The sequence below is a fragment of the Micromonospora sp. C95 genome (genome assembly GCF_018070465.1).
GTDB lineage: Bacteria > Actinomycetota > Actinomycetes > Mycobacteriales > Micromonosporaceae > Micromonospora.
This window is the reverse complement of record NZ_JAGPXT010000001.1, coordinates 312,516-334,023: the sequence shown is the minus strand read 5'-3', so window position 1 is coordinate 334,023 and position 21,508 is coordinate 312,516. Positions and strand designations below refer to the sequence as shown.

Annotated in this window: 24 protein-coding genes; 10 read left to right on the top strand and 14 right to left on the bottom strand. The window is 72.2% G+C overall.

Going from position 1 to position 21,508, the window contains the following annotated elements:
- Positions 1 to 33 precede the first annotated feature (33 nt).
- From KBX00_RS01585 to KBX00_RS01570, 4 genes are read right to left on the bottom strand one after another with little or no spacing between them, the layout of a single operon-like run.
- Positions 34 to 1,341 carry a metallophosphoesterase gene (locus KBX00_RS01585; protein ID WP_210822449.1) on the bottom strand — a complete coding sequence of 436 codons (1,308 nt, stop codon included), beginning with the start codon at positions 1,339 to 1,341 and terminating at the stop codon, positions 34 to 36.
- A 13-nt stretch (positions 1,342 to 1,354) separates the two neighbouring features.
- The gene (locus KBX00_RS01580) at positions 1,355 to 1,609 is read right to left on the bottom strand and encodes a MoaD/ThiS family protein (protein ID WP_301547204.1); all 255 of its coding nucleotides are present in this window, start codon (positions 1,607 to 1,609) and stop codon (positions 1,355 to 1,357) included.
- Complete coding sequence (moaA, locus tag KBX00_RS01575; protein ID WP_307867938.1) at positions 1,606 to 2,613, bottom strand: GTP 3',8-cyclase MoaA; 1,008 nt, start codon at positions 2,611 to 2,613, stop codon at positions 1,606 to 1,608. The genes KBX00_RS01580 and moaA overlap by 4 nt, the downstream gene beginning before the upstream one ends.
- On the bottom strand, positions 2,610 to 3,524 hold the full coding sequence (locus KBX00_RS01570) for a fructosamine kinase family protein (protein ID WP_301547134.1): 915 nt from the start codon (positions 3,522 to 3,524) through the stop codon (positions 2,610 to 2,612). Before KBX00_RS01570 ends, moaA begins: the two co-directional genes overlap by 4 nt.
- A 139-nt stretch (positions 3,525 to 3,663) precedes the next feature.
- On the opposite strand from KBX00_RS01570, the gene KBX00_RS01565 reads away from it, so the two are divergent.
- Both KBX00_RS01565 and KBX00_RS01560 read left to right on the top strand, forming a co-directional pair.
- Complete coding sequence (locus KBX00_RS01565) at positions 3,664 to 4,698, top strand: DUF4192 domain-containing protein (protein ID WP_210822443.1); 1,035 nt, start codon at positions 3,664 to 3,666, stop codon at positions 4,696 to 4,698.
- Between the two features lie 140 nt (positions 4,699 to 4,838).
- Positions 4,839 to 5,549 carry a GAP family protein gene (locus KBX00_RS01560; protein ID WP_210822441.1) on the top strand — a complete coding sequence of 237 codons (711 nt, stop codon included), beginning with the start codon at positions 4,839 to 4,841 and terminating at the stop codon, positions 5,547 to 5,549.
- A 19-nt stretch (positions 5,550 to 5,568) separates the two neighbouring features.
- Here KBX00_RS01560 and fdhD read toward each other — a convergent pair whose 3' ends face one another.
- Entirely contained in the window at positions 5,569 to 6,423 is an 855-nt protein-coding gene (gene fdhD, locus KBX00_RS01555; RefSeq protein WP_210822439.1) for a formate dehydrogenase accessory sulfurtransferase FdhD, read from the bottom strand.
- Between the two features lie 304 nt (positions 6,424 to 6,727).
- Between fdhD and KBX00_RS01550 the strand changes: the two genes are divergently transcribed.
- The 3 genes from KBX00_RS01550 to KBX00_RS01540 all read left to right on the top strand — a co-directional run bounded on the left by KBX00_RS01550 (position 6,728) and on the right by KBX00_RS01540 (position 8,820).
- Entirely contained in the window at positions 6,728 to 7,375 is a 648-nt protein-coding gene (locus KBX00_RS01550; protein ID WP_210822437.1) for a molybdenum cofactor guanylyltransferase, read from the top strand.
- Entirely contained in the window at positions 7,372 to 7,656 is a 285-nt protein-coding gene (locus tag KBX00_RS01545; RefSeq protein WP_210822435.1) for a DUF6457 domain-containing protein, read from the top strand. The genes KBX00_RS01550 and KBX00_RS01545 overlap by 4 nt, the downstream gene beginning before the upstream one ends.
- 84 nt (positions 7,657 to 7,740) lie before the next feature.
- Positions 7,741 to 8,820: a hypothetical protein gene (locus KBX00_RS01540; RefSeq protein WP_210822433.1), complete on the top strand. Its 1,080-nt coding sequence runs from the start codon at positions 7,741 to 7,743 to the stop codon at positions 8,818 to 8,820.
- A 6-nt stretch (positions 8,821 to 8,826) separates the two neighbouring features.
- Here the strand turns inward: KBX00_RS01540 and KBX00_RS01535 are convergent, their stop codons facing one another.
- The 3 genes from KBX00_RS01535 to KBX00_RS01525 form a co-directional block, all read right to left on the bottom strand.
- Positions 8,827 to 9,783 carry a zinc-binding dehydrogenase gene (locus KBX00_RS01535; RefSeq protein WP_210822431.1) on the bottom strand — a complete coding sequence of 319 codons (957 nt, stop codon included), beginning with the start codon at positions 9,781 to 9,783 and terminating at the stop codon, positions 8,827 to 8,829.
- A gap of 117 nt (positions 9,784 to 9,900) precedes the next feature.
- The gene (locus KBX00_RS01530) at positions 9,901 to 11,820 is read right to left on the bottom strand and encodes a beta-propeller domain-containing protein (protein WP_210822429.1); all 1,920 of its coding nucleotides are present in this window, start codon (positions 11,818 to 11,820) and stop codon (positions 9,901 to 9,903) included.
- A 58-nt stretch (positions 11,821 to 11,878) separates the two neighbouring features.
- On the bottom strand, positions 11,879 to 12,337 hold the full coding sequence (locus tag KBX00_RS01525) for an Lrp/AsnC family transcriptional regulator (protein WP_210822427.1): 459 nt from the start codon (positions 12,335 to 12,337) through the stop codon (positions 11,879 to 11,881).
- A gap of 59 nt (positions 12,338 to 12,396) precedes the next feature.
- Between KBX00_RS01525 and ddaH the strand changes: the two genes are divergently transcribed.
- On the top strand, positions 12,397 to 13,230 hold the full coding sequence (gene ddaH, locus KBX00_RS01520; protein WP_374225230.1) for a dimethylargininase: 834 nt from the start codon (positions 12,397 to 12,399) through the stop codon (positions 13,228 to 13,230).
- A 58-nt stretch (positions 13,231 to 13,288) separates the two neighbouring features.
- Here ddaH and KBX00_RS01515 read toward each other — a convergent pair whose 3' ends face one another.
- Both KBX00_RS01515 and KBX00_RS01510 read right to left on the bottom strand, forming a co-directional pair.
- Positions 13,289 to 14,488, bottom strand: a complete 1,200-nt coding sequence (locus tag KBX00_RS01515; RefSeq protein WP_210822425.1) for an ABC transporter substrate-binding protein — start codon at positions 14,486 to 14,488, stop codon at positions 13,289 to 13,291.
- A gap of 77 nt (positions 14,489 to 14,565) precedes the next feature.
- Complete coding sequence (locus KBX00_RS01510; RefSeq protein WP_210822423.1) at positions 14,566 to 15,366, bottom strand: S9 family peptidase; 801 nt, start codon at positions 15,364 to 15,366, stop codon at positions 14,566 to 14,568.
- 100 nt (positions 15,367 to 15,466) lie between these two features.
- Between KBX00_RS01510 and KBX00_RS01505 the strand changes: the two genes are divergently transcribed.
- Positions 15,467 to 16,069: a bacterial proteasome activator family protein gene (locus KBX00_RS01505; protein WP_210822421.1), complete on the top strand. Its 603-nt coding sequence runs from the start codon at positions 15,467 to 15,469 to the stop codon at positions 16,067 to 16,069.
- 39 nt (positions 16,070 to 16,108) lie between these two features.
- On the opposite strand, the gene KBX00_RS01500 is transcribed toward KBX00_RS01505, so the two are convergent.
- The 3 genes from KBX00_RS01500 to KBX00_RS01490 form a co-directional block, all read right to left on the bottom strand.
- A complete protein-coding gene (locus KBX00_RS01500) occupies positions 16,109 to 16,921 on the bottom strand; it encodes an HAD family hydrolase (RefSeq protein ID WP_210822419.1) in 813 nt (270 codons plus the stop codon).
- Entirely contained in the window at positions 16,921 to 17,742 is an 822-nt protein-coding gene (locus KBX00_RS01495) for an HAD family hydrolase (RefSeq protein ID WP_210822417.1), read from the bottom strand. Before KBX00_RS01495 ends, KBX00_RS01500 begins: the two co-directional genes overlap by 1 nt.
- 176 nt (positions 17,743 to 17,918) lie before the next feature.
- Positions 17,919 to 18,632, bottom strand: coding sequence for a hypothetical protein (locus tag KBX00_RS01490; RefSeq protein ID WP_210822415.1), 714 nt, complete (start codon positions 18,630 to 18,632; stop codon positions 17,919 to 17,921).
- Positions 18,633 to 18,788: 156 nt separating this feature from the next.
- Between KBX00_RS01490 and KBX00_RS01485 the strand changes: the two genes are divergently transcribed.
- From KBX00_RS01485 to KBX00_RS01475, 3 genes are all read left to right on the top strand, one after another.
- Complete coding sequence (locus KBX00_RS01485) at positions 18,789 to 19,220, top strand: OsmC family protein (RefSeq protein WP_210822413.1); 432 nt, start codon at positions 18,789 to 18,791, stop codon at positions 19,218 to 19,220.
- 120 nt (positions 19,221 to 19,340) lie between these two features.
- Entirely contained in the window at positions 19,341 to 19,685 is a 345-nt protein-coding gene (locus KBX00_RS01480) for a metallopeptidase family protein (RefSeq protein ID WP_210822838.1), read from the top strand.
- 70 nt (positions 19,686 to 19,755) lie between these two features.
- Positions 19,756 to 20,472 (top strand): AIM24 family protein, encoded by a 717-nt coding sequence (locus KBX00_RS01475; protein WP_210822411.1) that lies wholly within the window; start codon positions 19,756 to 19,758, stop codon positions 20,470 to 20,472.
- Between the two features lie 75 nt (positions 20,473 to 20,547).
- Here KBX00_RS01475 and pheA read toward each other — a convergent pair whose 3' ends face one another.
- Positions 20,548 to 21,504 carry a prephenate dehydratase gene (pheA, locus tag KBX00_RS01470; RefSeq protein WP_210822409.1) on the bottom strand — a complete coding sequence of 319 codons (957 nt, stop codon included), beginning with the start codon at positions 21,502 to 21,504 and terminating at the stop codon, positions 20,548 to 20,550.
- Positions 21,505 to 21,508: the final 4 nt, after the last annotated feature.

Below are 21,508 nucleotides of genomic sequence, written 5' to 3'. Positions count from 1 at the left end.
CCCGCGCGGCGCCACGCACGGAGGTGAGCTGCGCTATGCCGAACGGAGTTCGACGAGGGTGACCTGAGGCTCCGCGCCGACCCGCACCGGCGGGCCCCAGAAGCCGGCGCCGTTTGTCACGTAGACCTTCGTCCCGTCGACCTCGCCGAGCCCGGAGACGACCGGCTGTTCGAGCTTGACCAGCAGGTTGAAGGGGACGATCTGGCCGCCGTGCGTGTGGCCGGACAGTTGCAGGTCGACCCCGTACCGCGCCGCTTCCAGCGCGGCCACCGGCTGGTGCGCCAGCAGCACCACCGGCCGGGACGGGTCACGGTCGCCAAGCGCGGCGGCGTAGTCCGGCGGCGCGGAGACCCCGTCGCCGACGGCGGAGACGTCGTTGACGCCGGCCAGGTCGAGCACCCCACCACGGGTGGCGATCTCCAGTCGTTGGTTCTGGAGCACCCGCAGCCCGAGCCGGTCGACCTCGGCCACCCACTCCTCCACCCCCGAGTAGTACTCGTGGTTGCCGGTGACGAAGTAGCTGCCGTGGCGTGCCTGCAGGTCGCGCAGCGGTGCCGCGTCGTCACCCAACTCGGCCACCGTGCCGTCGACCAGGTCACCGACCACGGCGACGATGTCCGCGTCCAGCCGGTTGATCGCGGCCACGATCCGCTCGGTGTGCGCCCGACCGGTGAGCGGGCCGATGTGGATGTCCGAGACCGTGGCGATGCGCAGGCCGTCCATGCTGCGCGGCAGCTTGGCCAGCGGGATCTGTACCCGGTCCAGCCGGGGCGGACCCAACGCGGTGCGTACGCCGTAGCCGACCAGGCCGGTGGCGGTGAGCCCGGCGAAGATCGCGGCGCCCCGGGCGAGCAGCAGGCGGCGGCCCGGATCGTGGTCGGGGCCGACCGCGCCAGCGGCCGGTCGATCCGTCGGGCCGTCGGCGGTCGGCTGAGCCGGTGCACCCGGCTCGGCGGCGGCGGTCGGCTGTTCGGCCGACGCCCCGGGCACGGGCGCGGCGGCCGGGCCGACCAGGGCCGGTTCCGGGGCGACCAGGGCCGACCGGCGGCGCAGCACCAGCCGCGTCACCAACATCGGGACTTCCAGCACGACGAGCAGCACCAGCAGGTAGAACATCAGCGCGAGCCAGAGGTAGCCCGGCCAGGCGAGCCAGTACATCCCGGCCCTGGTGCCGACCATGGTCGCCGGCACCAGCAGGGCCAGCACCACGGCAGTCACCGTGCCGGCCCGCCGCCAGCGTCCAGCGGTGGTGGTGTCCTTCACCAGCCGTTTCCACAGGTAGAGATGGATCAACCCGGTGATCACGGCAAGGGTGGTCACGAAGCCGAGTACCGCGAACACGTGTGGATCCCCCTCAGCCGCCGGCGAAGGGAGGCAGGACGTCGATCGTCGACCCGGCCGGCAGCGGCTGCTGCCGATCATGACAGGTCACGCCGTCGATCAGAAAACTCGACACCGCCAGTACCGGCACCAGCCGGCTGCCGTGCCGTTCGGCCAGCTCAGCGACCAACTCGTCAAGCGAACGACCTGCGGCGATGGTCTCCTCGGCGCGGCCGGCCGCGGCCCGGGCCCCGGCGAAGTAACGGACGGTGACGCTGGCCAAGGTCAGCCTCCGATGGCCGACATCGGCCGGGTCGGTTGCAGGAACGAGGGATCGTCGATGCCGTGCCCGGCCCGCTTGGTCAACGTCGCCGCCCGCCAGCGCCGGGCAAGCTCGTCGTCGTCGGCGCCGGCCCGCAGTGCACCGCGCAGGTCCGACTCCTCGGTGGCGAACAGGCAGTTGCGGATCTGCCCGTCGGCGGTGAGCCGGGTCCGGTCGCAGTCGCCGCAGAAGGGCCGGGTCACCGTGCCGATCACGCCGACCCGACCCGGGCCGCCGTCGACCAGCCAGGTCTCGGCGGGAGCGGTGCCGCGTTCGGTCGGGTCCGGACCGAGGTCGTACGCGGCCCGCAACGCGGCCAGGATCTCGTCGGCGGTCACCATGGCGGCGCGGTCCCAACCGTGCTGGGCGTCCAGCGGCATCTGCTCGATGAACCGCAGCTCGTAGCCATGGTCGAGGGCGAAGCGCAGCAGCGTCGGTGCCTCGTCCTCGTTGACACCGCGCATCAACACGGCGTTGATCTTGACGGGCGTCAGCCCGGCGGCGGCCGCGCCGGCCAGACCGGCCAGCACGTCGGCCAGCCGGTCCCGGCGGGTGAGTCGGGTGAAGCGTTCCTGGTCCAGCGTGTCGAGTGAAACGTTCACCCGGTCCAGTCCGGCGGCGCGCAGCGCGGGAGCGAGCCGGTCGAGGCCGAGGCCGTTCGTGGTCAGCGAGATCCGGGGGCGCGGGTCGAGGGCCGCGACGGCTTCGACGATGCCGACCAGACCGGGACGGATGAGCGGTTCACCACCGGTGAACCGCACCTCGTCGACGCCGAGGTGGCACACCGCGACCCGGATCAGCCGGACCACCTCGTCGTCGGTGAGCAGTTGCGGCCCGGCCAGCCAGGGCAGCCCTTCGGCGGGCATGCAGTAGGTGCAGCGCAGGTTGCACTTGTCGGTCAGCGACACCCGCAGATCCCGGGCGACGCGGCCGTACCGGTCGACGAGGCCGGTGGGCGGGGGCAGGCTCACCGCTCGACGGTAGCGCGGCCGACCCCACTCAGGGCGTCCCGGGCGCTCCTGGTTACCGAATCGCGGTACGCGCCACCGAAGAGCGCAGTGTGCACGAGCAGCAGGTGCAGTTGGTGCAGCGGCACCCGGGACCGCCATCCGTCGGCAAGCGGCCAGCTCTCCTGGTACGCGGCCATGATCCGATCGTGGTACGGCGGGCCGCCGAAGAGCGCCAACTGGGCCAGGTCGGTCTCCCGGTGCCCACCGTGCGCCGCCGGGTCGACCAGCCAGACCCGGTCGTCGGCACCCCAGAGCAGGTTGCCCGGCCAGAGGTCACCGTGGATGCGGGCGGGCGGCTCGTCACCGCCGAACTCGCCGACCCGGGCGATGACCTGCTCGACCAGGGTCGCGTCGGCGCTGGTGAGGGCTCCACCGTCGACCGATCGGCGCAGGTAGGGCAGCAGCCTGGCCCGAGCGAACCACTCCGTCCACGGGCCGTCGTCCGAGGTGTTGTCCGCCGGCAGCGCCCCGATGAACCCGGGCCACCGTGCGCCGAACGCATCGGCACCAGCCCGGTGTAGTCCGGCCAGCTCCCGTCCGAGACGGTCGGCCGCCTCCGGGTTCGGCTCGCCCGGCTCGATCCATTGGAGGGCCAGCAACTCCGGCAGCGCGACAAGCACCTCCGGTACGGCGACCGCGTCGGCCTCGCGTAGCCACCGCAGCCCGGCCGCCTCGGCGGTGAAAAATCCCGCTGGCACCGGCCGATCCGCGTTCTCCGGCCAGGACTTCGCGAACACCGAGTGTCCGTCGTCGAGGGTCAACCGGGCAGCCGCGCAGATGTCGCCGCCGGACACCGGCGTCTCCCGGATCCGCTGATGGGTCAGGAAGGTGGGCAACTGCTCCGGATGCGCCCGCAGGTACGCCAGATCCATCCCCGCAACGTATCGCTATCGGCCTCGGTGCAGCCGCCGATCGCGCGTGAGCTGCAAGAACACTGTGGGTAACTGTGGATAACCGGTGTGTCGTCCACAGGGGCAGCGCCGCCCGATCCCGGGCTCGCAGGCTTCCTGCATGAACTCGACCGAGCTGCCCCGACTGTCCGTACGCTCTCCCGCCGACCTCATCGCCGCCGTGCCGTACCTGCTCGGGTTCCATCCCGCCGACAGCATCGTGGTGGTGGCACTGTCCGGCAAGCGGATCGTCTTCGCCGCGCGTGGCGACCTGCCCGGCGACGCCGACCCCTACGAGCCCGGTCAGCACATCGCGGCGGTGACCGCCCGCCAGGGTGCCGACTCGGCCACCGTCGTCGGGTACGGCCCGGCCGCCCGGGTGACCCCGGCGGTGGACGCGGTGCGGGCCGCGCTGGCCGAGGCGGGGCTGGCCGTGCTCGACGCGCTGCGGGTCACCGACGGGCGGTGGTGGTCCTACCTCTGCGAGGAGCCGGAGTGCTGCCCACCGGAGGGCACCCGCTACGACCCGCGGGCCAGCGCGGTGCCCGCGGCCGCGGTCTTCGCCGGCCAGGTGGCCCTGCCCGACCGGGCGGCACTCGCCGCGCAGGTGGCTCCGGCCGGCGGGGAGACGATGCGGCACGCCGCCGAGCGGGCTGAGCAGCGGCTCACCGATCTGCTGGCGGCGGCGCCCGCCACGGACCTGCTCGGTGCCCGGGCGCTGCGAGCGGCCGGTACGGCGGCGGTACGGGCAACCCTGCGTCGCCACCGTGCTGGCGAACGGCTGACCGACGACGAGGTGGCCTGGCTCTGCCTGCTCCTGACTCACCTGCCGGTGCGCGACCACGCCTGGGAGCGCACCGACGGCCGGGACGAGGACGTCGCGTTCTGGGCCGAGGTGTTGCGTCGGGCCGAGCCGGAGTTGATCGCCGCGCCGGGCTCGCTGCTCGCCTTCGCCGCCTGGCGGGACGGGCAGGGCGCCTTGGCGGCGGTGGCGCTGGAGCGGGTGCTGGCCGATCATCCGGACTATTCGCTCGCTCTGCTGCTGGACGACCTGCTGCGTCGGGGGGTGCCGCCGTCGCGGCTGGACGGTTGGCCGGCCACCGGGTTGCCCCGGGCACGTCGACGGGCGAAGCGACGCGCCCGACGACGTCCGTGACGACCGGTTCACCGGACGGTCCGGCCGGCGGCTGGTGCTCCGACATCGGTGCCGGTGGCGGTGCGGTGACCGGCGGGGTCAAACCCCGGCGCGGCAGTGCCGGATAATCGGCGCATGTCCGAGCTTGCCGCCGGTACGGCATGAGCGCTGCCCTGCTGCTGTCCCTCGTCGGCCTGGCGCTGGTGGACAGCACCAGCATCGGTACCCTGTTCATCCCGGTGTGGCTGCTGCTGGCACCGGGGCCGGTGAGCGTTCGGCGGGTGATGATCTACCTCGGCACCATCGCCGGTTTCTACTTCCTGGTCGGCTTGCTGCTGTACTTCGGCGGCAGCGGTCTGGCCGAGTTGCTGGGCGGTGCGCTGGACAACCGGCCGGTGCTCTGGGGGCAGTTGGTGCTCGGGGTCGCTCTGTTCGCGCTCAGCTTCCGGTACGACGGCAAGCGGGGTGCCGGCACCGGTCGGGTGCTGCGCTGGCGGGACCGGGTGACCGCCGGTGACTCGTCGTCTCGTTGGCTGGTGGGGCTGGCGCTGTTCGCGGCGTTGGCCGAGGTGGCGACGATGCTGCCGTACCTCGGTGCTCTGGGCCTGCTCACCACCTCCGGCCTGGCCGTCCCCACCACCGTGGCGCTGCTCGGCGGCTACTGCCTGGTCATGGTGCTGCCGGCGATGCTGTTGCTGGGTGCCCGGGTGGCCTGGCCCAGGCTCGTCGAGCCGGTGCTCGCCCGGCTCAACGCGTGGATCGTCCGCACCTCGGGCAGCATGCTGGGCTGGGTGCTGGGCATCGCGGGTTTCCTGATCGCTCGGGACGCCGCAGTCCGGCTGGAGTTGTTCGAGATGCTGGCCAACCTCTGAGGGTGGGGCCGGGGCGCGGTCAGTCGGTGACCCGGTGCCCGCCGGTGTAGACGTTCATCGTCCGCCCGCGCAGGAACCCGACCAGGGTCATACCCGCCTCAGCGGCCACGTCGACCGCGAGCGTGCTCGGTGCCGACACCGCAGCGAGCATCGGCACCCCCGCCATCCACGCCTTCTGGGTCAGCTCGAAACTGGCCCGGCCCGACACGAGCAGCACCTGCCCGGCCAGCGGCAGTCGGCGTTCGCGTACCGCCCAGCCCACCACCTTGTCGACCGCGTTGTGCCGACCCACGTCCTCGCGCAGCACCACCAGCTCGCCGTCGGCGGAGAACAGGCCCGCGGCGTGCAGACCGCCGGTGCGGTCGAAGCCCCGCTGCCCGGCTCGCAGCCGCTGCGGCAACTCGGCCAACAGCTCCGCCGGCACGCCGAGCGGGTCGTCGCCGACGTCGTACCGGGACCGGGTACGGACCGCGTCGATGCTCGCCTTGCCGCACACCCCGCAGGCGCTTGTGGTGTGAAAGTGCCGGGTCGCCTCGGTCACCGGGTCCGGCACCCCGGGCGCCAGGGTCACGTCCACCACGTTGTAGGTGTTCGGGGTGTCGGTGCCGGCACACAGCTGCGCGGTGGACACGTCGTCCGCGGAGCGGATCAGACCCTCGTTGAACAGGAAACCGATGGCCAGGTCGAGATCGGCACCCGGGGTACGCATGGTGACGGTCAGCGGCGGACGTCGCCCGGGCCCGGCGGAACCGACCCGGATCTCCAGCGGCTCCTCGGCGGCGAGCGTGTCCGGCCGCCGCACCCGGCGTCGGCCGGTCTCGGCCGTGTCCAGCTCCACCCGCACCACATGACGTCGATCCGAAGCCCGTCCCACGTCATCCATCCTGCCCCGGATCGCTGGACGTCATGCACACCGCCCCGAGCGCCACGGGACGGTGCTTCCGCCCACTGCCAAGGCTCACCGCGTGAGAGCACGCTGACGCGAACCCGGCGGCCTCGCCGACGCCGACGCCAGCACCGCGCGGAATACCTGCGTGCACGCTGTCGAGCTGATTCGTTCGTGCCATCGGAGCGCGCGCTGCGCGATCCGTACGTGCGATCAGCTCGACAGGAGCCCGCCACCTATGCCTGCCCGTCGCTGTGGCTCTCGGCGTGGCGCGGGCCGCTAACGTGGCGCCATGACGGCGTACGCGGCGGTGGTGCTCGCGGGTGGTGCGGGACGTCGGATGGGCGGGCGGGACAAGCCGGCGTTACCGGTCGGCGGGGTGCCGATGCGGGAGCGGGTACTGACCGCGGTGGCCGATGCGTCGCCCCGAATCCTGGTCGGGCCCGGACCGGCGATCGCCGGAGTGCGCCTGACCCGGGAGATGCCACCGGGCGGCGGGCCGGTGGCCGCCGTCGCGGCCGGACTGGCCCTGCTCGACATGGAGGTACCCGTCGTCGCCCTGCTCGCCGCCGACCTGCCCCTGCTGACCCGGCCCGCCGTCGGCGACCTGCTGGATCACCTGCACGGCGTCGACCGTCCCCGGTCCGCCGGGACGGCGAGCAGGCAACGGCCGAGGTCGGTGACGGCCGACGGAGCCTGCTACGTCGACCGGTCGGGGCGGCGGCAGACGCTGTGCGGGGTGTGGCGGTCAGCGGCCCTGCGGGCGGCCCTGGATCGACTCACCGTCCGGCGCGGCGGCGACGTGGCCGGTGCGCCGCTGCGGGAGCTGCTCGCCGGCCTCACCGTGCGCGAGGTGACGTGGCACGGTGACGACCCGGGGCCCTGGTTCGACTGCGACACTGAGCGTGACCTACGCCGGGCAGAGGAGTGGACGCGATGACGGTGCTGGACGACTGGGTCACGGCCGCCTGCGCGGAGCTGGGTCTCGATCCGGCGCAGGTGCCGGTGCCGGCCGTGCTGGATCTGGCCCGCGATGTGGCTCACCAGGTGCTGCGGCCCGGTGCGCCGGTCTCCGCGTACCTGCTCGGTCTGGCCGTCGGGCGCGGCGCTGATCCGGCCGTGGCCGTGGCCCGGCTCGCCGGGTTGGCCGCCACCTGGCCGGTGGAGTTGGGCGGCGATCCACACCCGCGGGCCGACCCGGCCGGCCCCGACCACGGTTGACGACCGCGTTGTCCGATCACGGTCCGGGCTGATCCGTCCCGGCAGCCTGCTGGGTAGGGTGACCGGAACTGGACGGAGGCGATCATGACGGCTGACCACCCCTCGGCACCGCCCGGCACGCCGGTGCACCACGAGTCGATCCTGCTCGACGAGCCGAGCACGGCCGACCTGCGGGCGAAGGTGACCGAGGCGTGGCGGGACTTCGCCCGGGCGCTGGCGGAGCGGCTGTCCACGCTGCCGCCGGGCGCGGAGGTGGCACTGACTCTCGACCCGACCGCCTCCGGCACCGATGACGCCGTCTACTCCGTCTACGTCGAGGTGCGCGGCGACGGCCGGTTCGCGGCCCGGGCGGTGGGCAACGCCGCTCTGCCCCAGGGGTACCGGCTGGACCGGGCGGCGGTCGCCGACATGGTCGCGCTGGGCTGGTCACCGCCGGGTGTGGTGGACGGTTCGGGGGATCATTTCGGGTTGGATTCGGTCGCCGACGAGGCCCCCCGGCTGGCCGCACTGCTCTCCCGCACACTGCGCGACATCTACGGTGCCCCACATCCGGCTTTTCTCGTCTACGCGATCGAGAACGGCGGGGGTGAGCCGATCCCCGGAGAGGCGCTGGGTACCGCCCGCAGCGCGGCGAACCTGGTGCGGGAGATCGGCACCGAGCTGGAGAAGGCGCTGGCGGCGACCGACGAGGCCGATGCCGACGACGAGGTGCTGGATCTGGCCGAGCGGGTGCGTACGGTCGTCTCGACCATGCTCAAGTCGGACTCCGACCGGCTCCAGGTCGACTCCGACGGCGACATCAACATCCGGGCCGGCTCGGCGATGGTCTTCGTCCGGGTGCGGGACAATCCGCCGCTCGTCGACGTCTTCTCGCCGGTGCTGACCGAGGTCGAGCCGACCGAGCGGCTGTACGTGAAGCTCTCCGAGCTGACCAACCGGATGCCGATCGGGCGCCTCTACTGTGCCGACGACACCGTGTGGGCGTCGATCCCGGTCTTCGGCCGCAACTTCCAGCCGACCCACCTGATGCTCGCGGTGCAGGTGATGACCGGGCTCGCGGACGAGCTGGACGACCGCCTGCACGGTGAGTTCGGCGGCAAGCGGTTCTTCGGCGAGGGAGACAAGCCGGGACGCGGCGAGCACCGCACCGGCATGTACCTCTGAGGGCGGTCAGCGCACGTCGAGCAGGGTCTTGCCGACCGTCGACCGGGCCTCGATGGCCGCGTGCGCCTCGGCCGCCCGAGCCAACGGGAAACGCTGGCCGATCACCGGGCGCAGCCGCCCGGCCGCGCCCTCCGCCAGCGCCCGCTCGGTGTACGCCCGCAGCTGGGCGGGGGTCGACGTCGGCTGGACCAGGGTCACGCCCCGCTCGGCGGCGGACTCCGCTTCGATGCCCGCCCACTCGCCGCTGGCCAGGCCGAAGCTGAGCATCCGACCACCCGGGTCGAGCAGCTCGAACGCGTCCCGCCCGATCGCGCCCCCGACCCCGTCGAAGACCACGTCCACGGCACCGGTCGCCGACCGTACCCGGCCAGCCCAGTCCGGCGCCCGGTAGTCCACGGCGATCTCGGCGCCCAGCGGGGGTAGCAGCTCGACCTTGCGCGTACCGCCGGCGAGCCCGACCACCCGCGCTCCGGCACCGGCCGCGAGTTGGACGAGCAGGCTGCCCACCCCACCGGCGGCGGCCTCGACCAGCACCCGGTCACCTGGTTCGAGCCCGGCCGCCTCCGCCAGCAGCAACGCCGTACGTCCGTCGGCGAGCAGGGCCACCGCCTGATCGAGCGGCATCCCGTCCGGTACCGCCACCGGCAGCGCCGCGTCGACGACGACCCGCTCGGCGTACGCGCCGGAGCCGCCGGTGCCGCTCACCACCCGTCGACCGACCAGTCCCGGGTCGACGCCCGGCCCGACGTCGCTGATCACACCGCCGACGCCGTTGCCCGGAATCACCGGCAGCCTCGCGCCGGACGGGCCGAAGCCGGTCGCCCGGAACTGGGTCTCCACGAAGGTGATGTTCGCGTGCACGACGTCGATCAGCACCTGTCCCGGCTCGGGTACGGGATCGGGTGCGGTGCCGGGCACCAGCTTCTCCGGCCCGCCGAACTCGTGAAGCCACACCGCGCGCATGTCTCCCCCTCACCGCCGCTTCCCACCGGAGTCGATCAGTTGAAGCGTGGTTGAGGTCAAGGCGGGTGGGGCCCGGAAACCCCGAGAAACCGGACCCCACCCGCGCGGGAGGAAGGTTCAGGTGGCGGCGATCCAGGCCAGGCTCCGGGCCGAGGCCGGGTCGGTGGCGCGCAGGCCCGCCTCGGAGACCGTCCAGAGCACGTCGCCGACCACGAGTGACCGTCGTACCGGCGGACCCCACTGCCGCCGGCTGCTGTCGCCGCCGCCCGGGTGGGTCACCTCACCGATCTCTTCGATGGTGTCGTCACTGACCCGCAGCAACCGGACACCGGCGTCGACCGGCAGCGCCACCAGGCCGGTCTCCGGGCGGTACAGGAAGGCGTGCGGGTCGTGCTCGGCGTGGGACCACCCGCCGGGCAGGTGCCACTGGTCCAACCGGTCCGGCCGGGCGGGATCACGGACGTCGAAGAGCGAGACCTGCACGCCCTTGGTCCTGCCCTGGGCGTCGGCCTCCTGACCGACCCCCAGCAGGCGTCCCTCCGGTAGCGGATGCAGGTACGCGGAGTAGCCGGTGATCTTCAGCTCGCCGGTGACCACTGGTGCGGCCGGATCGGCGAGGTCGAGCGCGTAGAGCGGATCGGTCTGCCGGAACGTCACGACGTACGCGACCGGCCCGAGGTAGCGCACCGAGTAGATGCGTTCGCCCCGGCCGAGGCCGCCGACCATGCCGACCGGCACCAGCGCGCCGTCGTCGACACGTAGCACCCGAACCGCCGACTCGGATGCGGTGCCGGCGTCCCGGAATTCGCCGGTTGTGGTGGCCACCCGGAGGTGTCCGGCCCACTCCGAGAGCGCGTACTGGTTGATCAGTCGGCCCGGAACCGAACCGGTGGCCAGGAAGCGGGGACGCCCCGGCGCGGCGGTGTCGAACTGGTAGATGTCGGTGACCGGCTCGGCCGGCGATTGCCGCCAGCGGGGCCGGCCGGTGATCGGTGTTGGCCGCTGACCCGCCAGGTAGAGGCTGGTCGCCGTGCCGTAGACGGTGTCGGCGTCGGCGGCCACCGAGACCGGATCACCGTCGCCCAGCCGGTCACGGGTGAGATCGAAGCTGAGCACGGTGAGGGTGGACGAACCGGTCATCCGCTCGGGTCGACTGAGCCGGTCGCAGCCGACCCGACCGGTGTGCCGCTCCGGGCCGGCGGTCCACTCGTACTCCGGCAGCCACGCCTCGACACCGGCCCGGGCGATCACCTCGCGGTTCCGTTCGGTGCGGACCTGGTCGGTGCCCTCGGCCTCCAGCGGGAATGCCAACTGGGTGTACGAACGAACCGCCACCCGGGCCGTGTCGCCGGTCAGCCGGGCGTCGACCGTGCTGCCCTGGATGCGGTACGTGCCGAGCACCACGGGACGACCGGCCAGTCCGATCAGCAGCAGGCGGGTGCCGCCGGGACGCCTGATCGAGCGGAGCGTGTCGGCCGGACGCGTCGGGTCCTCGCCGAGTACCAGCGCGCGGTCGCCGAGCAGTAGCAGCCGGTAGTTCTGCCAGCGCAGTTCCTCCCGGCCGCCGGCCAGGTCGAGTCGCCCGGTGACGCGGCGGCTCACCGGATCGACGACCCGCAGCACACCGCCGGTGACCGTGACGATCCGCCGGCCGTCGGTCTTCACCAGGTCGGGTTCGTCCGCGCCGGCCTCGTGGTTGTTCGTCGTCGAATGGTCTGCCCCGGCGTCCCGACCGGCGGCGTCGCCCGGCGCTCCGGCGAAGGTCCGGGCCGCCGACTCCGCGCCGCCGAAGGCCGCCGCCTTCAGCACCTCGTCCCCGGCGAGACCGTACGGGCCGACCGAGGCGGTGGCCGCCGCCCGCAACTCCGTGAGGGCCTCGGCGCAGGAGTCGAAGGAGACCAGGCCGACCGGCACCATCGGTGCTCCGGCGGTGTCGGGCCCGGTCTGCGGAGGTGACGTCACGGTCATGCTGCCGGCGAGCAGAGCGAGTGCGACTAGCGAACCGCCCGCCGTGGCGACCTTGGTTCCCCGTTTCATGGCCGGTTCGACGCGGTGGCTCCGCGTTCGGTTCCAGCCGGTGCCGGCTATCGCGGCTTCAGCCGGTGGAGGGGCCCACGCCGGGGGACTCGACCAGCCGGGAGAGCACGATGGTGCTGCGGCTGGAGGTCACGAACGTCTCGGCCCGCAGCCGCTCCAACGCCTCCTCCAGATGAGCGATGTCGGCGGCCCGCAGGTGCACCAGGGCATCGGCCTCCCCGGAGACGGTGTACGCACCGACCACCTCGGGATGACGGCGCACGGCCGCGCCGATCTGCGCCGGGGTGGTCCGACCGGCGCAGAACAGCTCCACGAAGGCCTCGGTGGTCCAGCCGACCGAGGCCGGGTCCACGATGGCCGTGAACCCCCGGATCACCCCGGCGGCCCGCAGTCGATCGACCCGCCGCTTCACCGCCGGAGCGGAGAGCGATACCCGGGTGCCGATGTCGGCGTACGAGGCGCGGGCGTCAGCGACGAGTAGCGCAATGATTCGCTGGTCAACGGCGTCGATCTGCAATGTTCCGCCTCTGGGAAGCAATGTTTGCGGCTGTTACCAAAGTTCTACCGTACCTACTCTTGGTGACCGTGAACCAGCAGCGCGTGCCGCGAAAGCGGACATATCTCATGTGCTCCCCCGAGCACTTCGCGGTCGAGTACGCGATCAACCCGTGGATGGACGTGACCGCCGCGGTCGACGTGGAGCTGGCGGTCAAGCAGTGGGACCGCCTGCGGGAGACCCTGGTCGGCCTCGGCCACGAGGTGCACCTGCTGGAACCGGAGCCCGGCCTGCCCGACATGGTCTACGCGGCCAACGGTGCGTTCATGATCGACGGCACGGTCTACGGGGCGCAGTTCAAGCACCAGCAGCGGGCCGCCGAGGCGGCCGCGCATCGAGCCTTCCACGAGTCGCAGGGCTGGCGGTTCATCGCGCCGAACGAGACGAACGAGGGCGAGGGTGACTTCGCGTACCTGCCGGAGGCGCACGGCGGGCTGATCCTGGCCGGGCACGGCTTCCGTACCGAGTTGCCGGCGCACGCCGAGGCGCAGGAGGCGCTCGGCCGGCCAGTGGTCTCACTGCGGCTGATCGACCCGCGCTTCTACCACCTGGACGTGGCGCTCGCCTCGATCGACGACGGCAACGTTGTCTACTACCCCGGTGCCTTCTCCGCCGCCAGCCAGCGAGTGCTCACCCAGCTTTTCCCGGACGCGGTGCTGGCGGACGACGAGGATGCCCTCGCCTTCGGGCTGAATTTGGTCAGCGACGGCGCCAACGTGGTGCTCAACAGCGAGGCCACCCGGCTCGCCGGTCGGCTCAAGGTGGCCGGCTACACCCCGGTGCCGGTGGAGTTGGCCGAACTCAAGAAGGGCGGCGGCAGCGTGAAGTGCTGCGTCGCTGAGCTCCGGCACTGAGTCAGGCCGAGCGACGAGGCCGTCCCTGTCCGGGGACGGCCTCGTTCCGTCTCACGACTCAGCCGAGCGTGGCCAACTCGTTGACCAGCACGTTCGATACCACCTGGCCGTCGCGCTGCACCTCGCGCAGGTACCACTTCTGCTGCGGCGTACGCGGCTGGTTGAACTGCCAGGCACCGCGTGGACTGTCGATCTGCCCGATCCGGCCCAGCGCGAGGTTGACCTCCTGCGGGGTGGGTGCCTCACCGGCGAGACGGATCGCCTGGTCGAGCACCTTGGCCGCGTCGTAGGAGGCCATCGCGTACGTGGTCGGAGAGGTGTTGTGCTTCTTGCGGTACGCCGAGGCGAACCGGCGGTTGGCGGCGTTGTTGAGGTCGGCGGAGTAGTTCAACGCGGTGCGGATGCCGAGTGCGTCGCTCGTCGGCCGGATGTCCTCCAGCACCGAGCCTTCGGTGAGGAAACCGGGGGCGTAGATCCGGCCCCGGAACCCGGCGTCGCGCAGCTGCATGATGAACTCCACGGCCGCCGTGCCGGAGTAGAAGCAGAAGACGACCGACGGGTTGCCGGCCAGCGCGCGGTTGATGTCCGAGACGTACGCGGTCCGGCTCGGGCTGCTGTCGCCGGAGGTCCAGACCACCTGGGAGGCGATCCGCGGGTCGGATTCGCCGAACTCCTCCCGGAAGCCACGTAGCACGTCCTCGACGCCGAGGACCCCTTCCGGCAGGATCGTGGCGATCCGGTCGGAGGCGGCGAGCTCGTCCTTCAGGTAGCGACCGAGCGCGCGGCCCGCCTCGTCGAGCACGTACGAGGTGCGCCAGATGTACACGACGCTCTGCAGGCTCGGGGGGGAGGCGTTGGAACCGATCAGCGGAACTCGGGCCTGCTCCACGATGTCCCGAATGCCGAACATCACCGCCGAACTGGCGACTCCGGTCAGGGCGAGCACACCCTGCTTGAGTAGTCCCTCGACGGCGGCCTGTCCGGACTTGACGTTGTCGCCCTCGTCGGCCGTGATCAGGTCGACCGGGTGACCGCCGAGTTGCCTTTCGTTCAGGTCCAGGTACAGCTGGAAGCCGTTGCCGAGTTCGTCGCCGATGGCCTTGCCCGCACCCGACTGTGGCGCGATGAGCCCGATCTTGATCGGGCTCGCTGAGCTGGTGACCTCGGGCTCGGCGTCGGAGCCGCATCCGGCGACGAGTCCGCTCGTACCGAGCGCGGCCAGCAGCTGGAGTGCCCGCCTGCGGTTCATCTGCGACACCGGGTTCCCTTCGAATGTGTTGCCGGGCGCATCCGCCCCTTCGGCGTTCTACCTGCTCGGCGACGCTGCGTCAATGGCTAGTGATCTTCGTGCAGAGACCGCAACGCGGCGGTAACTTCCGGCCATGCCGACGAGTCGGGGGCGATAAGACCGAAATGCTCGCAATCTGGCAGCTCAATCAGGCGGATATCGGCACCCTCGGCGCGGGCGGTAGCCACGTAACTTCGAGAGAGGTCGATTGGCACCTGCTGATCCAGCGTGCCGTGCATCACTACCGTGCGTGGCCGCAGGGGGACCAGGGACCGTGGATCCGTGGTCGCGTACCGCTCCGGCACGTCGGCCGGGCCGCCGCCGAGCAGCGCGGCCACCGCACCGGCGTCCAGGTCCAGCCGGTACGCCTCGGCCAGGTCGGCGACCGGTGCCAGGGCGAGCACCCCGCCGACGGCACCGGGGGCGTGGGCCGCCGCGTACATCGCGAGGTGCCCGCCGGCCGAGTGACCGAGCAGCAGCAGCGGCGGCGTCGACGCGACCCGGTCCGACAGTGCGGCCTCGGCCAGCCGGGGCAGCGCGGAGACTCCGGCCAGCACGTCGGTGAGGGTGCCGGGCCAGCCACCACCGGGCTGCCCGGTCCGCCGGTACTCCAACTGGGCCACCGGGTAGCCGAGCGCGGCCAGCGCGCTCGCCAGCGGCCCGGTGTGCCGCCGGTCGTACTCCGCGCGCCAGAAACCACCGTGCACCACCACCACCAGCGGCCGGGGCGGCCCGGAGCCGGCCGGGCGGCGCAGATCGGCGATCTGGTCCGGGTGTTCGCCGTAGGCGACGGTGACGTCCGGTTCTGGCGCGGGCCGAGTCAGCACCGCCCGGGGATCGGAGGGCATCGGGCGACGGTAGCGCGGTTCCCGACCAGTCGGGGGGTGGGTGCCCGACCGGGATCGGAGCAGCGGGCCGGCGGGCGTTGCGGGGCGTCACTGGGTAAAGATGGAGGGCATGACCGAAGCGCACTCCGCTGGACAGAACGACGAGCCCGACCGGGACGGTGCCGGGCGGTCCGGAACCGTGGTGGTGGTGGGACCGGACGGCCGGCCCGTCGGCACGGTGCAGACCGAGGACGGACCTGGCGAGGATCCGTCGCGCCTGGTCGAACAGCCGGCCAAGGTGATGCGGATCGGCAGCATGATCAAGCAGCTGTTGGAGGAGGTCAAGGCCGCTCCGCTGGACGACGCCAGCCGGCACCGGATGCGGGAGATCCACCAACGGTCGATCGTCGAGCTGAAGGAGGGGCTCGCCCCCGAGCTGCGCGAGGAACTGGAGCGGATCTCGCTGCCGTTCTCCGAGGACCAGGCACCCAGCGAGGGCGAGCTGCGCATCGCCCACGCCCAGCTGGTCGGCTGGCTGGAAGGACTGTTCCACGGCATCCAGGCAGCTCTGGTCGCGCAGCAGATGGCGGCCCGGGTACAGCTTGAGCAGATGCGCTCCGGCCGGCAGGCGCTGCCCAGCGGACCGGCCGGGGGGATGCTGCCGGGGATGCCCGGAATGGGTCAGCCGAGTGGTGAAGGACACAGCACCGGCCAGTACCTCTGAACCGCCGTCCCGGTGCGCCGCGCGGCGCACCGGGACGACTCACTGCACCCCGAAGACCTTCTCCAGGTACGCGGCCACCCCGTCGGACGAGTTCGCCGGGGCGACCTCGTCGGCGATCGCCAGCACGTCCGGGTGCGCGTTACCCACCGCCACGGCGCGTCCCGCCCAGGTGAGCATCGGCAGGTCGTTGGGCATGTCGCCGAAGGCCAGCACGTCCGGTGCCGCGACGCCGATGCGGTGGCAGTACCAGGCCAAGCCGGCGGCCTTCGTGACCCCCGCCGCCGAGATCTCCACCAGCCCGGAGTGCGAGGAGTGGGTGGCCTCCGCAAGCCCGGCGAGAGCGGCGGCGACCAGTCGGGTGAAGCGGTCCGGGTCCTGCTCACCGGCCCGCGCGAGCAGCTTGACCGCCGGCGCCGACAACAGCTCCTCGGCGGTCTGTACGGCCCGGATCGCCGCGTCGTCGGCGTCCCACCGCAACGGGTAGTGCGCCTCGTGACGCATCTCCCGGCCGTCGACGATCTCCACGGCCAGGCTGACCCCCGGCACCTCGGCACGCAGGCGTCGGACCACCTCGGCGAGCAGTTCCGGGGCCAGCGGGTCGGCCCGCAGCACCTCGTCGGTGGTCGGGTCGTAGACGACCGCGCCGTTGGCGCAGACCGCCGGCAACGGCGCGGCCAGCTGGTCGTACACCAGCCGGAGCCAGCGGATCGGCCGGCCGGTGACCAGCACGACCGGCGTGCCCTGGTCGGAGATCCGGGCCAGTACGGCGGCGGTGCGGGCGCTGAGGGTGCGGTCGTCGCGCAGCAGCGTCCCGTCGATGTCGGTGGCGACCAGGTGCGGCGTGGAATCCATCACCGGGACAGTAGCCGGTCGAGATAGACCGCCACCCCGTCGTCGTCGTTGCGCAGGGTGATCTCGTCGGCCACCGCACGCAGGCTCGGGTGGGCGTTGGCCACGGCCACCCGCCCCCAGCCGGCCCACTGGAACATCGGCAGGTCGTTCGGCATGTCACCGAAGACCAGCACGTCCGCCGGGTCCACCCCGAGGGTCTGCGCGATGACACTGAGCCCGGAGGCCTTGTCCACCCCGGGCGGGCAGATCTCGATGAAGCCCAGGCCCGCCTGGGTGAGGGTGGCGAGGTGCGGCGGGACGATCTCGCGGGCGGTGGCCAGCAACTCGTCCACGTGGTGATCGGCGGTACGCGCGAACGCCTTGATCACGTCACCGGCAAGGCACTCGGCGCGGCTGCGCACCTCGAACGCGTCCTGATAGGGCCACGCGGGGTGGTAGTCACCCCAGAGCGGAGCGTCGTGCTCGTCCGACGCCTCGACCATGACCGTCAGCGGGCCGACCGCAGCCTCCAGTTCGGCGAGCAGGGCGGCCAGCACCTCGCTGGAAAGGCGCTCGTCACGGAGCACCACCGGCCCCTCCGGGTCGCTCTGGTCGACCACCCGGCCGCCGCCGGCCAGCACGAGGAAGTCGGCGGCGCGGATGTCGTTGCGGGTCAGCTCGGTCAGCCGGGGGCCGCGACCGGTGGCGCCGACCACCGGGATGCCGGCGGCGCGTACCCGGTCAAGAACCTCGTGGGTGAAGGCCGATACGGTGTCGTCGCTACGGACGAGCGTCCCGTCGAGGTCGGTGGCGATCAGCTTGGGCAGGCCCGGGCGGGTCATCGTTCCTCCTTCGCCCGCCGCCGTCGCGACCAGCCGTTCACCTCGTCGATTGGCGACCCGGCGTGACGGCGGGCAGCAACCGTACCTCGCAGAACCGGTCGCAACCATGGCTTCCAGGCGAATCGGGTGCCAACGGGCGACGCACCGGAGATGACCTCTCGGCCAGGGCCGGTGAATCAGTCGGGCGGTGCCTCCCGGGCGAAGGGCACCGTCGGGGTGACGGTGATGTCCGCAGGTGGGCGCTCCCCCTCCGGCTCCGCGTCCGTTGACGGCCGGCGGCCACGTCGGCGCCGCCCTTCCGATGCTGGCCGGGCTTCGGCCGGTCCGGGCGAGGCCCGTAGCAGCGCGGCGGCGAACAGCCCGACGGCGACGAAGGCGACGATCAGACCGCGGCCGTACTCGACGTCGACGGTCAGTTCCGGGTTGAGGTACATCCCCCGTCCCAGGGTGTCGTCGAGCGCCGTCGCGGTCGTCGCCAGCAGCGCGAGCACGCCCGCGGCGAGGGCCAGTCCGGCCACCCGGGCATTCGCCCGGACAGCGTCGGTACCGCGCACCGCGAGCGCCACCGTGGCACCGAGCGCGAGTAGCCCGACCAGGTACGCCGAGCCCAGCCCGAGGTCGGAGACGCCGCTGGTCACCTGGAGCGGAGTGTCCGGGTCCGGTCCGCCGTTGGGGATGGTGATCGTCGACCACTCGCCCAGCAGCGACGCCAGGGCTGCCGCCGCACCGAGCCCGGCCAGCAGCACCGGCACCCGGTGGTCCCCGCCGAGGCCACCGAGAGCCCGCCGGACCCGGCCGGTTGCCGGCGACTCGTCCTCCGCACCCCACTCGATGACGCTGGCGCCGTCGGAGCGGTCGTCCTGACGGGGGATGGGGAGGTCGTGGGTCATCACTCACCCTCTCCTGGTGGCCGGGACGCCGCGCGTCCGCCGCGCTGCGGGGTCCGGGTCGCATCATGACACAGCCGGGACGCGACGCCGAGGAACGACGGCGCGGCCACCGGCGGTCGGTCGCCTGCCGGCCGTCGGTGGACTAGCGTCAGGTGCATGCCTATCCGTACCGCTTCCGCACGCTGGCAGGGCAACCTCACCGAGGGGTCCGGCACCATCCGCACCGGCAAGGGCGGGCTGGAGGGGAACTACTCCTTCAAGTCCCGTTTCGAGGAGGGTGAGGGCACCAACCCCGAGGAACTGATCGGTGCCGCGCACGCCGGCTGCTTCTCGATGGCCTTCTCCAAGGCGCTGGCCGACGCCGGCACCACGCCCACCTCCGTGGAGACCACCGCGAAGGTTCACCTGGACAAGACCGACGCCGGGATGACCGTGACCCGGATCGAGCTCGACACCGTCGGCGAGGTGCCCGGCATCGACGAGGCGCAGTTCGCCAAGCTGGCCGAGACCGCCAAGCAGAACTGCCCGATCTCCCGCCTGCTCTCACCCGGCGCCGAGATCACCCTCACCGCCCGCCTCACCTCCTGACCCACCCCCAACCCGCGCCGATCTTGCACTTTCGGTCCCCGTTACGCGGCTTCTGTGCCGATTCGCGGCGACCGGAAGTGCAAGATCGCGAGTGGGGTGGGGGAGAATGGGGGTGTGGCGGTGGAGATGGGGCGGGAGCGGTTCGAAGAGCTTGTGGGGGAGGCGCTCGATGAGGTTCCGGAGGAACTGCTGGCGCTGATGAACAACGTGGTGATCCTGGTCGAGGATGATCCACCGCCCGGGGAGGAACTGCTCGGCCTGTACGAGGGACACGCGTTGACCGAACGCGGCTGGGACTACGCGGGCGTACTGCCGGACCGCATCCTCATCTACCGCAATCCGATCCTGCGCATCTGTCAGAGCGACGAGGACGTCGTCGACGAGGTGGCCGTCACGGTGGTGCACGAGATCGCCCACCACTTCGGTATCGACGACGCACGCCTGCACGAACTGGGCTGGGGCTGAGGGCCGCCGCCCGGGGTTGCGGGCCGGCCCTACCGTCTCGGCCAGGTACGGGCGAGTGCGGGAGGAACACATGCGCAGCGAGTTGTTCTCGGCGGCGAATCTGGAGCAGGAGTCGGCGCAACCCGGCATGCGGTTGCAGAACTCCAAGATGTTGAAGATCGAACTCGACGGTGAGGCGATGGCCCGGGTCGGTTCGATGGTGGCGTACCAGGGGCAGGTGCAGTTTCAGGCGCTCGGCTCCGGCGGACTGGGCAACTTCATCAAGCAGAAGCTCACCGGCGAGGGCGTACCGCTCATGAAGCTCACCGGACGCGGCGACGTCTTCCTCGCCGACTTCGCCAAGGATGTGCACGTCATCGACCTGGAGCCGGGCGACGCCCTGTCCATCAACGGCTCAAGCGTGCTCGCCTTCGATGCCACCCTCCGCTACGACATCAAGATGGTCGGCGGGGCCGGGATGGCCTCGTCCGGCCTGTTCAACTGCGTCTTCACCGGGCACGGCAGGATCGCCGTCACCACCCGGGGAACCCCGGTCGTGCTCAACGTCGACGCGCCCACCTACGTCGACCCGCAGGCCGCCGTCTGCTGGTCGGCGAGCCTGCAGACCGGTTACCACCGGGCCGACCAGCTCGGGCTCGGCACGCTGCTGGGCCGCACCACCGGTGAGGCGTACACGATGAGCTTCGCCGGCCACGGCTTCGTCGTCGTCCAGCCCTCCGAGGAACCACCGATCATGGGCAGCGGCCAGCAGGACCAGGGCGGCGTGCTCGGCGGCCTGTTCCGGTAGTCCGGTCCTGCGGCGACTCGCGCCGGCCGGCGCAGCCGGACCCGGCCGCGCCGGCAGCCGGCGAGCCCGGGCCGCTCAGGTCAGCTCGCCCGCGCGCAGCCGGGCGAGCCAGGCCGCAGCGTCGGTGTAGTCCACGTCGGAAAGGCCCGCCGGGGCGGCCACCGGCCGCTCCCTGGTCGATCCGTCCCAGCGGTGCCGGGGATACGAGCCGAGGAAGCGTACGTCGGCGCAGACCCGGCGCAGCCCCTGCAACGCCTCGCCCATCCGCACGTCGGCGACGTGACCGGTGCAGTCGAGGAAGAAGACGTAACGGCCGAGGGCCTCACCCGTGGGCCGGGACTCGATCCGGGTCAGGTTGACCCCGCGCACCGCCAGTTCCATCAGCACGGACAACAACGCGCCCACCCGGTCGTGCGCGATGTAGACGGCGAGCGACGTCACGTCGTCGCCGGTGGGTGGTGGCGGCGGACCGGGCCTCGACAACAGCGCGAAGCGGGTCACCGCGTCCGGATGATCAGCGATCTTGTCGGCCAGGACGGCGAGTCGGTGTCGGGTCGCACCGATGGGCGCGCAGATGGCCGCGTCGAACTCGCCGTTGGCCGCGCCGGCCGCCGCCGCACCGTTGGACAGCACGTCCACCACGACCGCGTCCGGCAGATGCGTACGCAGCCAACCTCGGCACTGGGTGGACGCCTGCGGGTGGGCGGCGACGCTGCGCACCGACGGCAGCAGGGTCCCCGCGCGTGCCCCGAGCACGAACTCCACCGGCAGGATCACCTCCCGGGTGATCACCAGCGGTTCCCCCTCGGCCAACTCGTCGAGGGTGACCCCGACCGCGCCACCGATCGAGTTCTCCAGGGGCACCAGCGCCGCATCGGCCTCGGCGGCGCGGACGGCCTCCAGTGCCTCGCCGACGCTGCGGGCCGGCGTACGGCTGCCCCGTTCGGCGGCCGGCACGGTACGCAGTGCCTGCTCGGCGAAGGTGCCCTCGGGCCCGAGGTAGACGAAACGGGTCGGCGGCGTTCCCGGCATGCGC

Bases quoted from the DNA above. Each gene is read 5' to 3' on its own strand.
- KBX00_RS01570 (WP_301547134.1), bottom strand. From the start codon at position 3,524: ATGGATCTGGCGTACCTGCGGGCGCATCCGGAGCAGTTGCCCACCTTC.
- KBX00_RS01565 (WP_210822443.1), top strand. From the start codon at position 3,664: ATGAACTCGACCGAGCTGCCCCGACTGTCCGTACGCTCTCCCGCCGAC.
- KBX00_RS01560 (WP_210822441.1), top strand. From the start codon at position 4,839: ATGAGCGCTGCCCTGCTGCTGTCCCTCGTCGGCCTGGCGCTGGTGGAC.
- KBX00_RS01550 (WP_210822437.1), top strand. From the start codon at position 6,728: ATGACGGCGTACGCGGCGGTGGTGCTCGCGGGTGGTGCGGGACGTCGG.
- KBX00_RS01545 (WP_210822435.1), top strand. From the start codon at position 7,372: ATGACGGTGCTGGACGACTGGGTCACGGCCGCCTGCGCGGAGCTGGGT.
- KBX00_RS01540 (WP_210822433.1), top strand. From the start codon at position 7,741: ATGACGGCTGACCACCCCTCGGCACCGCCCGGCACGCCGGTGCACCAC.
- KBX00_RS01535 (WP_210822431.1), bottom strand. From the start codon at position 9,783: ATGCGCGCGGTGTGGCTTCACGAGTTCGGCGGGCCGGAGAAGCTGGTG.
- KBX00_RS01530 (WP_210822429.1), bottom strand. From the start codon at position 11,820: ATGAAACGGGGAACCAAGGTCGCCACGGCGGGCGGTTCGCTAGTCGCA.
- KBX00_RS01510 (WP_210822423.1), bottom strand. From the start codon at position 15,366: ATGCCCTCCGATCCCCGGGCGGTGCTGACTCGGCCCGCGCCAGAACCG.
- KBX00_RS01505 (WP_210822421.1), top strand. From the start codon at position 15,467: ATGGAGGGCATGACCGAAGCGCACTCCGCTGGACAGAACGACGAGCCC.
- KBX00_RS01500 (WP_210822419.1), bottom strand. From the start codon at position 16,921: ATGGATTCCACGCCGCACCTGGTCGCCACCGACATCGACGGGACGCTG.
- KBX00_RS01495 (WP_210822417.1), bottom strand. From the start codon at position 17,742: ATGACCCGCCCGGGCCTGCCCAAGCTGATCGCCACCGACCTCGACGGG.
- KBX00_RS01490 (WP_210822415.1), bottom strand. From the start codon at position 18,632: ATGACCCACGACCTCCCCATCCCCCGTCAGGACGACCGCTCCGACGGC.
- KBX00_RS01485 (WP_210822413.1), top strand. From the start codon at position 18,789: ATGCCTATCCGTACCGCTTCCGCACGCTGGCAGGGCAACCTCACCGAG.
- KBX00_RS01475 (WP_210822411.1), top strand. From the start codon at position 19,756: ATGCGCAGCGAGTTGTTCTCGGCGGCGAATCTGGAGCAGGAGTCGGCG.
- pheA (WP_210822409.1), bottom strand. From the start codon at position 21,504: ATGCCGGGAACGCCGCCGACCCGTTTCGTCTACCTCGGGCCCGAGGGC.